The following is a 14,965-nucleotide window of genomic DNA, read 5'->3' on the forward strand; positions in this document are numbered from 1 at the left end:
CAAATAATTGTACATTTGCATTCTTATTAAAACACACTTTTGAAAGTGACTTATGGAAAAGATTATTGAAGAAAGCAAACAAGGGGAATCTCTTGTTTTAGAAAATAAATCAGGGAATACTAAAAAACTTTTTATAGAAAGCTACGGCTGTGCGATGAATTTTTCGGACAGTGAGATTGTAGCTTCCATTCTATCGGAAAACGGATATAACACCACGCAAATACTAGAAGAAGCCGACTTGGTTCTAGTAAATACTTGTTCGATACGTGATAAAGCGGAGCAAACGGTGCGCAAAAGATTGGAGAAATACAATGCTGTAAAGCGTATTAATCCGAAAATGAAAGTGGGTGTTTTAGGCTGTATGGCCGAACGCTTGAAAGACAAATTCCTAGAAGAAGAAAAAATAGTTGACCTTGTTGTAGGGCCCGATGCCTACAAAGATTTACCTAATTTACTGAGCGAAGTAGAGGAAGGTCGTGATGCTATCAATGTGATTTTATCGAAAGATGAGACTTACGGTGATATTTCGCCAGTTCGATTAATGAGCAACGGTATCACTGCTTTGGTCTCGATTACTCGTGGTTGTGATAATATGTGTACGTTTTGTGTTGTTCCTTTTACAAGAGGTCGTGAACGCAGCCGTGAACCGCAGAGTATAATGAAGGAAATTCAGGATTTGTGGGACAAAGGCTTTAAAGAAATTACGCTTTTAGGACAGAATGTGGATAGCTACTTATGGTATGGTGGTGGATTAAAAAAAGATTTTACAAGCGCAACGGAAATGCAAAAAGCAACAGCAGTAGATTTTGATCAATTGCTTGAAATGGTTGCTGTTGGTTTTCCAAAGATGCGTATTCGTTTTTCGACTTCAAATCCGCAGGACATGCACGAAAGCGTTTTACACGTTATTGCAAAACACAACAACATATGTAAACACATTCACTTGCCAGTTCAGTCTGGAAGTAACCGAATCCTGAAAGAAATGAACCGCCTTCACAGTCGTGAGGAATACATGACTTTGATTGACAAAATAAGATCGATTATCCCAAATAGCTCTATCTCACAAGATATGATTGCTGGTTTCCCAACAGAAACTGAGCAAGATCATCAAGATACGTTGAGCTTAATGGAATATGTGAAATATAATTTTGGATACATGTACTCCTACTCGGAACGCCCTGGAACATTGGCAGGAAGAAAAATGGAAGATGATGTTACCGATGAAATAAAAGCAAGACGTTTGCAAGAAATTGTAGACTTGCAGCAAAAACATGCATGGGCACGATCTGAGGAATTTATTGGACAAACGGTAGAGGTTTTGGTCGAAAAAGTTTCTAAAAAATCAACCGAAGAATTCTCAGGAAGGAATTCACAAAGCATTACAGTGGTTTTTCCAAAAGAGAATTATAAAATCGGGGATTTTGTAAATGTAAAAATAACCTCTTGTACCAGCGGAACTTTGAAAGGAGAAGCAGTGGGATTGAGTGAAATGAATTAAAAAAAAGTGTGAAGTTTAAAGTTTAAAGTTTACCTCATTTGGTCGACTTTAAACAAAAACAACTTTAAACAATATTATAGAACATGGATACAGTTCAAAATATAAAACAACGATTTGAGATTATTGGGAATGACCCAAAGCTTAATCGTGCCATTGAAAAAGCAATACAAGTTGCTCCTACTGACATCTCCGTTTTAGTGGTTGGAGAAAGTGGCGTAGGAAAAGAAAGCATTCCGAAAATCATCCATTCTCTTTCACATCGAAAACACGGGAAGTACATCGCAGTAAACTGTGGTGCTATACCGGAAGGAACTATTGATAGTGAACTTTTTGGTCACGAAAAAGGGGCTTTTACAGGTGCCACAAGCACACGCGAAGGATACTTTGAAGTAGCTGATGGGGGTACAATTTTCTTGGATGAAGTAGGTGAATTACCACTAACCACTCAAGTAAGATTATTACGTGTTCTTGAAAACGGCGAATTTATAAAAGTAGGATCATCACAAGTTCAAAAAACAGATGTCCGTATTGTTGCGGCAACAAATGTGAATCTATTTGATGCTATTGAAAAAGGAAAATTTAGAGAAGATTTATACTATCGTTTGAGTACTGTTGATATTCTATTGCCGCCCTTAAGAGAAAGAAAAGATGATATTCATTTATTATTTAGAAAGTTTGCTGCAGATTTTGCTCATAAATACAAAATGCCACCATTAAAACTGGATGATAGTGCAGTACAGGTCTTGCAGAAATTTCGCTGGAGCGGAAACATTCGTCAATTGCGAAATGTTGCCGAACAGTTATCTGTATTAGAAACTTCTAGAGATATTACAGCTACAACCTTACTATCCTATTTACCTACAGAAGGAAGTAATTTACCGTCAGTAATTAAGGACAAAAAAGCTGAAACCGACTTTAGTACCGAAAGAGACATACTATACAAGGTTCTTTTTGATATGAAAAGCGACTTGAATGACCTGAAAAAACTGACTTTAGAATTGATGAAAAACGGGAGTACAAAAGCCCAAGACATTAATCCAAATTTGATTCAGAAAATATATGGTTCTAAAGAGAACGACAACGAAATTGATTTTGAAGAAGAACCAAGAACAGCTCTACTTTCACCTTCAAACAAAGAAGAGGAGTACCATGAAAATGATGAGAACTACCTTTTTGCTGAAACAGTTGAGGAAGAGGAAGTCTTGCGTTTAGAACAAAAAGAAATTGAAATGATTAAAAAATCATTAGAAAAAAACAAAGGAAAACGCAAAGCTGCGGCCGATGAATTAGGAATCTCTGAGCGTACTTTATACCGAAAAATAAAGCAATTTGACCTTTAAACAATCAAATTCTAAATTGTCTATTTATTTTTAAATATCTTTGAATTTTAAAACACAATGAAAAAAATATATTTATTACTTACAATTGCTTTTACTTTTAGTAGTTGTGGCGTCTATAACTTTACAGGAACTGGTAAAATTGATGCTGATACTTTTCAGGTAAACTTTTTCCAGAATAACGCACAGTTAATCGAACCCGGTATTGATAGAACTTTTACATTAGCACTTCAAGATCTTATACAAAATCAAACAAACTTAAACCTAGTTAAAAATAGTGGAGATTTAACTTACGAAGGAGAAATTGTTGATTATAGAATAAGCCCTATGACGGCAACTGCAAATCAACAAGCATCTCAAAACCGCCTGAATATAAGAGTAAATGTTCGTTTTACCAATCGTAAGAAAGAGACTGATGATTTTGAAAAAAGTTTTGAGTTTTATTATGATTATCCTGCAACAACGCAGCTTACAGGAGCAATTTTAACTACTGCCCTAGATGAGATTTTTACTCGAATCACACAAGATATTTTCAACGAGTCGCTAGCTAAGTGGTAAACAAATAAAGATAAATTAAAGTAGTACATTAATATGAACGTAACCGATTATACTTACTTGATCAATAAACCAGATCTCCTCACAGAGCAAGACGCGCTTGAATTAGGATCGGTTCTAGACGAGTTTCCCTATTTTCAAAGCGCACGGGCTTTGCGATTAAAGGGGCTTTATAATCAAAATAGTTTTAAATATAATTTTGCTTTAAAAGTTACAGCTGCCCATACCACAGATAGAGCTGTTTTATTTGATTTTATTACTGGTGATAATTTTACAACAATTCAAAAAGAATTATTCGATAAGAATGCACTAGCAATTTTAGAGATTCCAGTATTTGATAGTATTTTAATTGCTCCAGAAAAAAAGTCTGTTCCAGAGACGCAAAGTGCAGAACAATCTATTTTGTCTTCCATAAAAGAAGCTACTGTTGTAGAAGAAAAAGTAAACACAGTCAAAACTGAAGATAAAACTGCGGAAGAAGCAGCCGAAAATTTAGAAATAGGTCAACCACTAGACTTCAAACCTAACGAGACACATTCTTTTCAAGAATGGCTAAAATTATCACGAGTCCAACCTATAATTAGGGAAGATAAAACGGAAACAATACAACCAACAGCCGCAGAAGACAAAGAGAAAAAGAAAAAAGCAAAACTAATTGATCAATTTATAAAGACAAGTCCCAAAATTTCTCCAGTCAAGAATGGTGCTACTCCAGTTATACAAATCGACATTAATAAAGAGGAGAACTCATACTTAATGACCGAAACTTTAGCCAAGGTATATTTAGAACAAAAAAAATATCAGAAAGCGATTCAAGCATATGATATATTAATTTTGAAATATCCAGAAAAAAGTAGTTTCTTTGCAGACCGTATATCAGATATTAAATTAATACAACAAAATAACAATTAATAATAAATAGTATGTTTTCAATTTTTTTAGTTTTAATTACAATAGTATGTTTTCTATTAATCGTAGTAATTATGGTTCAAAACCCTAAAGGCGGTGGATTATCATCTTCATTAGGTGGTTCAACTCAAATGGGAGGTGTGCAAAAAACTTCTGACTTTTTAGATAAAAGTACTTGGACATTAGCAACCGTATTAATAGCACTTATTTTACTATCAAGCTTGAGTTTTACAGGAACATTAAGTGACACTGATTCTAAAATTATTGACAATACACAAACTGCGGCGCCAGTTGTACCGGTACAAAATACCACTGCTCCTGCAACACCAGCAAAATAATTTTATTACATACATATACTTAATGCCAGCTTGTCAAAGCTGGCATTTTTTATAGGTAAATATGTCAGTTAAAATAGCATGGCATAGTTTCTGAATCCTTATTAAATCATTATAATAAAACAATAAAAAAACATATAATTATGGCTTTAAACATCAAACCACTTTCAGACAGAGTTTTAATCGAACCCGTTGCTGCTGAGACTAAAACTGCTTCAGGGATTTTTATTCCAGATACAGCTAAAGAAAAACCACAAAAAGGAACTGTAGTAGCAGTTGGAAACGGTACAAAAGACCACGCTATGACAGTAAAAGTTGGAGATAGTGTTCTTTACGGTAAATATGCTGGTACTGAATTAAAATTAGAAGGTACAGATTACCTGATCATGAGAGAAGATGATATTCTTGCAATAATCTAAATACTCTTAACCCCCGAAGGGGGAATTCTAAAGTTTTCTAAAACTTGGAACATTAAACTTGAAACTAAAATCTAACAAAAAAAGTAATGGCAAAAGATATAAAATTTGATATAGAAGCACGCGACGGACTAAAACGCGGAGTTGATGCATTAGCAAATGCAGTAAAAGTTACACTAGGACCAAAAGGCCGTAATGTAATCATTGGAAAATCATTTGGTGGCCCTACAGTTACTAAAGATGGTGTTTCTGTTGCTAAAGAAATCGAGTTAAAAGACCCATTAGAAAATATGGGAGCACAAATGGTTAAAGAAGTAGCTTCAAAAACTAATGATTTAGCTGGTGACGGAACAACAACTGCTACTGTTTTAGCGCAAGCAATTGTAAAAGAAGGATTGAAAAACGTTGCTGCAGGTGCTAACCCAATGGATTTAAAACGTGGTATTGACAAAGCCGTTGATGCTATTGTTTTGGATCTTGCTAAACAATCTCAAGTTGTAGGTTCAGACTCTGATAAAATCAAACAAATCGCTTCTATTTCGGCTAATAATGACGAAATCATTGGGGAGTTAATCGCTAAGGCTTTCGCCAAAGTAGGAAAAGAAGGTGTAATTACCGTTGAAGAAGCTAAAGGTACAGATACTTATGTTGATGTAGTCGAAGGAATGCAGTTTGACAGAGGATACCTTTCTCCATATTTTGTTACTAATTCAGAAAAAATGGAAGTGGAACTTGAAAATCCATATATCCTTTTATACGATAAAAAAGTATCTTCTTTAAAAGAATTACTTCCAGTTCTTGAGCCAGTAGCACAATCAGGAAAACCATTATTAATCATCGCTGAAGATGTTGACGGAGAAGCGTTATCTACATTAGTAGTAAACAAACTTCGTGGAGCTTTGAAAATTGCTGCTGTAAAAGCACCTGGTTTTGGAGATAGAAGAAAAGCAATGTTGGAAGACATCGCTATCTTAACTGGTGGAACAGTAATTTCTGAAGAAAGAGGTTACACGCTTGAAAACACTACTTTAGAGATGTTAGGAACTGCTAAAAAAGTAACTATCGACAAAGACAATTCAACAATTGTAAGTGGTGCTGGTGAAGCGGATATGATCAAAAATCGTGTCAACCAAATTAAAGGTCAAATGGAAGCTACAACTTCTGATTATGACAAAGAAAAATTACAAGAGCGTTTAGCTAAATTAGCTGGTGGTGTTGCTGTGCTTTATGTAGGAGCTGCATCTGAAGTTGAAATGAAAGAGAAAAAAGACCGCGTAGACGATGCTCTTCATGCTACTCGCGCAGCTGTAGAAGAAGGAATTGTTGCTGGTGGTGGTGTTGCTTTATTAAGAGCAAAAGAAGCATTAAGCAGCATTAAACCCGACAATGCAGATGAAGCAACTGGAATCCAAATCGTATCTAGAGCTATTGAAGCTCCTTTAAGAACAATTGTAGAAAATGCAGGCCTTGAAGGCTCTGTAGTTGTTGCAAAAGTTGCTGAAGGTAAAGGTGATTTTGGTTACAATGCTAAAACAGATGAGTATGTAGACATGCTTAAAGCAGGAATTATCGATCCTAAAAAAGTGACACGTGTAGCATTAGAAAATGCAGCATCAGTTGCGGGAATGATTTTAACTACTGAATGTGCATTGATTGACATTAAAGAAGATGAATCAGCAGGTCACTCTCATGGAGGTGGTGGTATGCCAGGAATGATGTAATATTTTACTAATAACACTATAAAAAAAGGCAGTTCAATTAAGAACTGCCTTTTTTATTTGCCTTTTATAAAAAAGACTATTTGTTTTTGATTTGGTTTAAAACCAAAATACTTTAAATCTTAATATTCAAAATAATAGAGTTTTTAAATGCAACCAAACTTCTTTTAAAAACCAAGTAAAGAATCTAACTTTAAATTACATTTACCTTAACTACTCCTCATCTTCTATTTGAGGTGATTTTTTAGCAAACTTAAGAAGCACTGGTAATAACGTAATCACCACTAATGCAATAACAATTAACTCAATATGTTCTTTTAAGTTGATTCCGTAATTATCAAGAAGAAATCCATACAGGTAATGTCCTGCAAAAATCAATGTAAACGACCATAAAAAAGAACTTACAACGTTATAAAACATAAATTTCTTTTTATCCATAGTAACAATTCCAGCTACAATAGGAGCGAAAGTTCTAAAAATAGGCAAGAATCTAGCAAAAATTATAGCTCTACCACCGTGTTTTTCAAAAAAGTCTTTGGATTGAACTAAGTATTTCTTTTTGAACCAGAAGGTATCCTCTTTATTATACAAATAATACCCGCTTTTTGACCCAAACCAGTACCCTACAATATTTCCTAGTATTCCTGATAACGCAACCATTGTAGACAACAACACTACATTTACAAAATCACTATCAATAAAGAGTACATTCTCGATTAATTCACGACTGTATATTCCCGCAAGAAAAAGTAAACTATCACCTGGTAGAAAAAAACCAGCAAAAAGCCCTGTTTCGGCAAACACTATAAATAAAACGATATATATACCAAGCTTAACCCCATTCACATCAAAGTGAATATAAAAAAGTGGGTCAATTAAATTCTTCCAATCAAAACTGTTCATTCTAAAGTGTTTTTGTGCTAAAATAATTTGAGCGTGAAAGTAAGTATTATTTATCTCAAGAGCAATTTATTATTTTAATTTAAATATTAATTAACTATTACTTTTATAATAAGGTAAATAAAAAAAAAATTACAAACAAATAAAAACCGAAGCTAGAGTACGGCTCAAAACCAATAAAGCATCCAAGCTACTTCATCCTATACTTTTTCTAATTTAAAGTTCAAATTCTTGTCCCATTAACGGAATACAGCAATCAAAACCATATTTCTCGATAATTTTAAGTCGGAGTTCGTCAGCGGGTTGGTTCTCGCCATGAACAAGAAAAACTTTTTTAGGTTTGTGTTTTAATTCAGAAAGCCAATTCAGCAAATCTTTTTGATCACCATGTGCTGATAAGCCTTTTATCTCAGTAATTCTAGCCAAAACTGGATACTGTTTTCCATAAATCTTCACTTCATTTGCTCCTTCAGTCAGCTTTCTACCACGCGTACCTTCAGCTTGGTATCCTACTATAATTACTGTGGTTTCTGGCGTACCTATAAATTCTTGCAAATAACTCAACACCCTACCTCCAGTAACCATACCACTTGCCGCAATCACTACCTTAGGTTGTTTATCACTTATTGCTGCTAAAGTATCTTTATAATCTGTAATCATAGTAAACATTTTACTCATCGCAACACAATCTGCTACTGAAATTTTATGCCAATTACTGTTATTTAAAAATACATCAAAAGCGCTTACCCCCATTGGTGAGTCAATAATATAAGGAATATCAGGTATTTTATTTTCTAATCTAAGTTGCCACAAAAGATACATGATTCCTTGAGCACGTTCCACAGCGAAACTCGGAATGATAACTGTCCCTTTTTTGTTAAAAGCATTATTAATTTCGATCGCTAACTCTGATTTAGCATCTGTATCAGGATGAAGACGGTTTCCATAGGTACTTTCAAGAAAAACATAATCGGCATTTTTAGGCTTTGTAGGCGGAAACATTAAAACATCATTATCCCGACCAATATCTCCCGAAAAAACAAGCGTTTTATCTTCACTTTTTAACTGTATACTACAAGCACCAATTATGTGCCCTGCATTAGTAAATAAAGCCGAAACTCCGCCAGCTAAAGGTATAGACTCATTTATTTTAACAACATGAAATAAAGGAAATACTTTTTTGGCCTGTGCTACTGTGTAAAGAGGCTTAGCAATTTCATGCTTTGAATAATTTTCTTTATTGGCTTTATTAGCTTCTTCTTCCTGAATTTTAGCACTATCCATTAAAATTAGTTTTGCTATTGCCATTGTAGGATTACTACAATATATCTTACCAGAAAAACCTTGATCTGCTAGTAAAGGTAACCAACCACAGTGATCTAAGTGACCATGAGTCAATAAAACACAATCAATAGACGCTGCTGATATAGGCAAAGGAAGCCAGTTGAGTTCTCGCAGCGGCTTTATACCTTGAAACAACCCACAATCTATTAAAATCCTAATTCCATTATTTTCAATTAATGTTTTTGAACCTGTCACGACTCCTGCTCCACCAATAAATGTAACTTTCATACTATTTTGTTTTTGAAGTTATACACAAGAGCTTGATTATTTAAGAAAATGACACAATTGGGACACTTCTTTCAAGGCTCTTTTCACTCTATTTTCACTTAACCCTACTTTTTGTAGCACAACTGAATTATTCATCAGCTCTTTAACCAGAATAATATCTAGAAACAATAGTTTATCCTTTTCGGCAAGCGTAAGTGTCGTTAGACAAGTAACTGGATAAAGGCAATCCTTATCGTTTTTAGTTTTTAGATTATTCTCTTTGGGATAATCCCAGCTTAAAAGATAAATACCTGAACATGCTGCGTAAGCAATTGCATCACTTGTAAACCGATTATTAGTAGCAATCCAACATTTAGAGACCAGGTCGTTATTAGAAAAAACAAGATGCTTCTTCTCTTTGATATCATTAAACCTAGAATGAATATACAAAGGTACTTTAACATCCGAAGCGGCATTAGTACTTCCATGAAATTTACACTCTACCATCGCGATAACTTGATCTTTTTTAATTAAAACATCAATCTCATGAGATACACACTTACCCTGCAAAGTTAAATTCGTTTTTGCTTCATAACCTTCTGCCGCAAAAAGACGGGCAATATATTTTTCGAAGAAAAACCCCGCAGGACCAAGTAACAATAGCGCTGCTCGTAGATTATATCTAGCCGCGTGAGAGTCGGATTGTTTTTTTAGTAAAGCAAAAGCTTTTTTATAAATCTGCTTTGTTGTGATTCCTTCGTAGATTTCATTTTCTATTTTCTTCAAAATAGTATCAACCTCTAAATCATTAGCGCCAGATTTCACTAAAGAATTCTTCAGTTTAGTAGCATCAAAATTTACAATTTCACCTGAATTTTTTATTATTTTCATAATTTAAAAAAATGATTATCAATTAAATACGCATTTAATTAAAGATACGTAAAAACAAATCGAATTTTTGAATTAAAAGTAAAAATATATGTCCTAAAAAAACTGATTACTCCATGGCAATAACACCTACCCCTACCTTTACTTTATGTTGACCCGAACTTAAACAACTCCTTTTAATGGTAAAATACAGGAATGAACCCTCATACTATGGTGCTCTACTAATGTTAAATTATTTGAGGGATCAAATTCACACCAATCCATTTATGGTACATAAACACAAGAGGTTTGCGCAAAAAATTTGATAAATCAATATAAATAAAAAGTGATTATCCATTTATACCTCAAGAAGCAAGTATCGATGGTAAGAAAGCGAAGAAATAATCATTAAAACACCGCTATTATGCAAAAATCTGCAAGTATATTTTAATCTAAGGGAGTTTTGCTACGTCGAGTTGCGATGCTATCTTGGCTATCGATTTAGATCAAACTACTAAATAGGACTATTTTATAAATTGTATTGGTATTATGTACAAACAAAAAATCAATTGCATTGTTTTTGATAATAAAAAGCGGGGATAAACAACAGCACAAAAATTGGTTGAACAAGAAACCGCCTAACATAAAAGAATGCCAGTTTATTTTCTTCTCCAAAAAAATGAAGAATTACGAAACAATATAAAATTAGAACTAAAAAGAAAAAAAGATACAATAAAGTCGCAAATTTAATCATTGTAATATCCTTAAATAGCGTATAAATCAATCCCAAGGAGACAACCATATTAAGTGAGTACCGAAAAAGAAATCCTATAAATAATTTAAAATAATTAAATTCAGGTAATGGAGCGTCTTTAAAATCGCTTTTAAAATACAGTAAAAACGGATCATAAAACAACTCATTTTCATAAATGCGCACCGCTACAAGTAGCAAAACAAATACAAGTGAAAAAACAATTGTAGTTTTATGTTCGAATAGTTTTTTTAGCATATAATGAAAATTTATTAACCCAGATAACCCACAATATAAAAACGACTCCGTAGATAAATAACGGAAAAAGAGTTCCATGTAACAACTCGCCTTCTTGAGGATAATTATACATTAAAACTACTAAAAGTGCAATGCGAATAACATTCAATATATAAATCACGATACCGCCTGTGATTATAAAAAAAAGCGTCTGTTTTACTTTTCCTGAAAAGGCAACAATAAATGATGCAAATAAAATTATGACACTAATTGCATTACATCCTTCAATAATTCGAGCAAGGTATTGTTGTTTGTAAATTAACTTAATATACGACTCTGAATCTTTCACCACTATTAAATCTGCATTAAAAAAATGCATGAGCTGTTCGGTATTTTTAGCCACTAATTGTGTAATTAAATCCATTTTATTGCCTTCAAATGTGTTCAAATAAAATTGATAAATAATAGTAAGCACTATATAAGTCAAAAAGAACTTAGCCAAGAACATTAAAAAAGGTTTGTATTGAATAAGATATTGTTTCAAAATCTAATTTTTAACAAATTTATGTAATTTATAATACAGAGATTAAATACTTTTGTAAAAAAATATAAAAACATGACATTTCAGGAATTACAACCTAAAGTAACAGAGATTACTACAGCAAGTGCTCTTTCGAGAGATGAAAAACTTTTAGCAGTATGTCAACTTCTAAATGAAAATATAGCCTATTATAACTGGGTTGGTTTCTACTTTGCAAACCACGAAACTCAAACATTACACTTAGGACCATATATAGGAGCAGAAACTGATCATACTGTAATTCCGTTTGGAAAAGGAATTTGCGGACAGGTTGCAGTATCGAATGATAATTTTGTAGTTCCTGATGTTGCTGCTCAAGACAACTATATCGCTTGTAGCTTCACAGTAAAATCAGAAATTGTAGTCCCTCTATTTGTAGATGGCAAAAACATAGGTCAAATAGACATTGACAGTCACGTAATTGATCCATTTACAGCCGAAGACGAACGCTTTTTAGAATTTGTAAATCAAGAAGTTGCAAAATTGTATTAACTGATAAATTTGACAAACTCGCTTATTCTAAGATAGCTTATCAAAAAAAACAGCAAAAGACAATTTTTTATAAAGTATAAATATTATTTTTCAAAAATAAGTAGTACTTTTGCACCGTCTAACAATAGATGCTAGACATACATAAAAATCATTAAACAAATATTGGAATGTATTTAACTAAAGAGATTAAAGAAGACATCTTCGCACAACACGGAGAAAAAACAAACACTGGAAAAGCAGAAGCGCAAATCGCTTTATTCACATTCAGAATTAGCCATTTGACTGAGCACTTGAAAAAAAATCGTCATGATTACAATACAGAGCGTTCACTAGTATTACTAGTAGGTAAAAGAAGATCTTTGTTAGACTACTTGAAAAAGAAAGAGATTAACAGATATCGTGAGATTATCAAAGTATTGAATATCAGAAAATAATCAATATAAAAAAGAGGTGCGCAAGTGCCTCTTTTTGTTTTTATAAGCAATAATTTTACTGAATAAGTAAGTCCTTTATTAAAAGGCATTAGAGAGCGTAAAACAACATAAAGTTAGTACACGAAGTACTAACAAATAAAAAAGTTTGGTTTTTCATTGGGTTTTAGGCATTAACTACGCAAACAACAACTACAACACAACTAGAACCCATGTTTAACTAATAAATTAAATTTATGATTCCACAATTATTTGTAGAAAGTATCGATTTAGGTGATGGAAGAAACATCACAATCGAGACAGGTCGCTTAGCTAAACAAGCTGATGGATCTGTATTAATTAGAATAGGTAAAACTGTTATTTTAGGAACAGTTGTATCTTCAAGAAAAGCAAGTCCTGGTATTGACTTTTTACCATTAACAGTAGATTACCGCGAAAAATTTGCTGCAGCAGGACGTTTTCCTGGTGGATTCTTTAAGAGAGAAGCAAGACCAAGTGATAGTGAAGTATTAACAATGCGTCTTGTTGACCGTGTTTTACGTCCACTTTTCCCAAATGACTACCATGCAGAAGTACAAGTTATGATTCAGTTAATGTCTCATGATGAAGATGTAATGCCAGATGCATTAGCAGGTCTTGCAGCATCAGCAGCTTTAGCTTTATCTGACATTCCTTTTGAAACATTAATTTCTGAAGCTAGAGTTGGTAGAGTTGATGGAAAATTCATCATTAACCCAAGTCGTGCTCAATTAGAATTATCTGACATCGATATGATGATTGGAGCTTCTATGGATTCTATCGCAATGGTAGAAGGTGAAATGAAAGAAATCTCAGAAGCTGAAATGGTAGAAGCAATTAAATTTGCTCACGGACATATCAAAAATCAAATTTCGGCTCAACTACGTTTACAAGCTGCTTTTGGCAAAAAAGAAGTGCGTACCTACGAAGGAGAAAGAGAAGACGAAGCTATTTACGCAAAAGTAAAAGCAGCATCTTACGATAAAATCTATGCTATTGCAAGCAAAGGTTCTTCTAAACAAGAACGCACAGCAGCATTTGACGAAGTTAAAGAAGAAGTTAAAGCTTTGTTTACTGAAGAAGAATTAGCTGTAGATGGAGAATTAGTTTCTAAATACTTCAAGAAAACAAACAAAGAAGCAGTTCGTAACGTAACCCTAGATTTAGGAACACGTTTAGACGGTAGAAAAACAACAGAAATCAGAGACATCTGGTGTGAAGTAGATTACTTACCATCTGTACACGGATCTGCATTGTTCACACGTGGAGAGACTCAAGCATTGGCAACTGCAACTTTAGGAACTTCTAGAGAAGCTAACCAAATTGATTCTCCATCTCAACAAGGTGAAGAAAAATTCTACTTGCACTATAACTTCCCTCCTTTCTCTACAGGTGAAGCACGTCCTTTAAGAGGAACTTCAAGAAGAGAAGTAGGTCACGGAAACTTAGCTCAAAGAGCGTTAAAAAACATGATCCCTGCTGATTGTCCTTACACAATTCGTGTTGTTTCTGAAATATTAGAATCTAACGGTTCTTCTTCCATGGCAACTGTTTGTGCTGGAACATTATCATTAATGGATGCTGGTATCCAAATGATTCGTCCCGTTTCTGGAATTGCAATGGGATTGATTACTGATGGTGACCGTTACGCTGTATTGTCTGATATTCTTGGTGATGAAGATCACTTAGGAGATATGGACTTTAAAGTAACTGGAACTTCTGAAGGAATTACAGCTTGCCAAATGGACATCAAAATTGACGGTTTGAAATACGAAATTATGGAAGCTGCACTTGCTCAAGCTCGTGACGGTCGTTTGCATATCCTTGGTAAATTAATCGACACTTTAGCAACTCCAAAAGAGGAAGTTAAAACTTACGCTCCAAAAATCATTACAAGAAGAATTCCTAATGCTTTCATTGGTGCATTGATTGGACCTGGTGGAAAAGTGATTCAAGAATTACAAAAAACTACTGGAACTACAATTGTTATCAATGAAGATCCTACAACGGAAGAGGGAGTTATCGAAATTTTAGGAACTGATCCTGCTGGAATTGAAGCAGTATTAGCTAAGATTAAATCAATCACTTTCAAACCTAAAATGAATGAGTCTTACGAAGTTAAAGTAATCAAAATGTTAGATTTTGGTGCAGTAGTAGAATACCTTGAAGCTCCAGGAAATGAAGTATTACTACACGTATCTGAGTTAGCATGGGAACGCACAGAAAATGTTTCTGACGTTGTGAATATGGGCGATGTTTTTCAAGTGAAATACTTAGGTATGGATCCAAAAACTAGAAAAGAAAAAGTTTCAAGAAAAGCACTTATGCCAAGACCTCCACGTGAGGAGAAAAAAGAGTAATCAGATCTTA

Annotated in this window: 15 protein-coding genes; 10 read left to right on the top strand and 5 right to left on the bottom strand. The window is 33.8% G+C overall.

The window, feature by feature from the left end; genetic code table 11:
• The first annotated feature begins 52 nt into the window (after nucleotides 1-52).
• From miaB to groL, 7 genes are all read left to right on the top strand, one after another.
• On the top strand, nucleotides 53-1,498 hold the full coding sequence (gene miaB / locus HNP99_RS00610) for a tRNA (N6-isopentenyl adenosine(37)-C2)-methylthiotransferase MiaB (RefSeq protein WP_173850233.1): 1,446 nt from the start codon (nucleotides 53-55) through the stop codon (nucleotides 1,496-1,498).
• Between the two features lie 83 nt (nucleotides 1,499-1,581).
• Nucleotides 1,582-2,838: a sigma-54 interaction domain-containing protein gene (locus HNP99_RS00615; RefSeq protein ID WP_173850234.1), complete on the top strand. Its 1,257-nt coding sequence runs from the start codon at nucleotides 1,582-1,584 to the stop codon at nucleotides 2,836-2,838.
• A 57-nt stretch (nucleotides 2,839-2,895) separates the two neighbouring features.
• Nucleotides 2,896-3,393 carry an LptE family protein gene (locus tag HNP99_RS00620; RefSeq protein ID WP_173850236.1) on the top strand — a complete coding sequence of 166 codons (498 nt, stop codon included), beginning with the start codon at nucleotides 2,896-2,898 and terminating at the stop codon, nucleotides 3,391-3,393.
• A 33-nt stretch (nucleotides 3,394-3,426) separates the two neighbouring features.
• Entirely contained in the window at nucleotides 3,427-4,302 is an 876-nt protein-coding gene (locus HNP99_RS00625; RefSeq protein ID WP_173850238.1) for a tetratricopeptide repeat protein, read from the top strand.
• An 11-nt stretch (nucleotides 4,303-4,313) separates the two neighbouring features.
• Nucleotides 4,314-4,637 (top strand): preprotein translocase subunit SecG, encoded by a 324-nt coding sequence (gene secG, locus HNP99_RS00630; RefSeq protein WP_173850240.1) that lies wholly within the window; start codon nucleotides 4,314-4,316, stop codon nucleotides 4,635-4,637.
• A gap of 140 nt (nucleotides 4,638-4,777) precedes the next feature.
• Complete coding sequence (locus HNP99_RS00635; RefSeq protein WP_173850242.1) at nucleotides 4,778-5,053, top strand: co-chaperone GroES; 276 nt, start codon at nucleotides 4,778-4,780, stop codon at nucleotides 5,051-5,053.
• Nucleotides 5,054-5,139: 86 nt separating this feature from the next.
• Nucleotides 5,140-6,771, top strand: a complete 1,632-nt coding sequence (gene groL / locus HNP99_RS00640) for a chaperonin GroEL (RefSeq protein WP_173850244.1) — start codon at nucleotides 5,140-5,142, stop codon at nucleotides 6,769-6,771.
• A 210-nt stretch (nucleotides 6,772-6,981) separates the two neighbouring features.
• On the opposite strand, the gene HNP99_RS00645 is transcribed toward groL, so the two are convergent.
• The 5 genes from HNP99_RS00645 to xrtF all read right to left on the bottom strand — a co-directional run bounded on the left by HNP99_RS00645 (nucleotide 6,982) and on the right by xrtF (nucleotide 11,618).
• Nucleotides 6,982-7,671 carry a DedA family protein gene (locus HNP99_RS00645; protein ID WP_173850245.1) on the bottom strand — a complete coding sequence of 230 codons (690 nt, stop codon included), beginning with the start codon at nucleotides 7,669-7,671 and terminating at the stop codon, nucleotides 6,982-6,984.
• 213 nt (nucleotides 7,672-7,884) lie between these two features.
• On the bottom strand, nucleotides 7,885-9,240 hold the full coding sequence (locus tag HNP99_RS00650) for an MBL fold metallo-hydrolase (RefSeq protein WP_173850246.1): 1,356 nt from the start codon (nucleotides 9,238-9,240) through the stop codon (nucleotides 7,885-7,887).
• 36 nt (nucleotides 9,241-9,276) lie between these two features.
• Nucleotides 9,277-10,110, bottom strand: a complete 834-nt coding sequence (locus tag HNP99_RS00655) for a restriction endonuclease (RefSeq protein ID WP_173850247.1) — start codon at nucleotides 10,108-10,110, stop codon at nucleotides 9,277-9,279.
• Between the two features lie 541 nt (nucleotides 10,111-10,651).
• The gene (locus HNP99_RS00660; protein ID WP_173850248.1) at nucleotides 10,652-11,095 is read right to left on the bottom strand and encodes an exosortase F system-associated membrane protein; all 444 of its coding nucleotides are present in this window, start codon (nucleotides 11,093-11,095) and stop codon (nucleotides 10,652-10,654) included.
• Nucleotides 11,070-11,618, bottom strand: a complete 549-nt coding sequence (gene xrtF / locus HNP99_RS00665) for an exosortase family protein XrtF (protein WP_173850249.1) — start codon at nucleotides 11,616-11,618, stop codon at nucleotides 11,070-11,072. The genes HNP99_RS00660 and xrtF overlap by 26 nt, the downstream gene beginning before the upstream one ends.
• A gap of 72 nt (nucleotides 11,619-11,690) precedes the next feature.
• Here xrtF and HNP99_RS00670 point away from each other — a divergent pair, with 72 nt between their 5' ends.
• From HNP99_RS00670 to HNP99_RS00680, 3 genes are all read left to right on the top strand, one after another.
• The gene (locus tag HNP99_RS00670) at nucleotides 11,691-12,146 is read left to right on the top strand and encodes a GAF domain-containing protein (RefSeq protein ID WP_173850250.1); all 456 of its coding nucleotides are present in this window, start codon (nucleotides 11,691-11,693) and stop codon (nucleotides 12,144-12,146) included.
• A gap of 167 nt (nucleotides 12,147-12,313) precedes the next feature.
• Nucleotides 12,314-12,580 (top strand): 30S ribosomal protein S15, encoded by a 267-nt coding sequence (gene rpsO / locus HNP99_RS00675; protein ID WP_026707725.1) that lies wholly within the window; start codon nucleotides 12,314-12,316, stop codon nucleotides 12,578-12,580.
• A 233-nt stretch (nucleotides 12,581-12,813) separates the two neighbouring features.
• A complete protein-coding gene (locus HNP99_RS00680; protein ID WP_173850251.1) occupies nucleotides 12,814-14,955 on the top strand; it encodes a polyribonucleotide nucleotidyltransferase in 2,142 nt (713 codons plus the stop codon).
• Nucleotides 14,956-14,965: the final 10 nt, after the last annotated feature.

This window comes from Flavobacterium gelidicaeli (genome assembly GCF_013294005.1).
Classification (GTDB): domain Bacteria; phylum Bacteroidota; class Bacteroidia; order Flavobacteriales; family Flavobacteriaceae; genus Flavobacterium.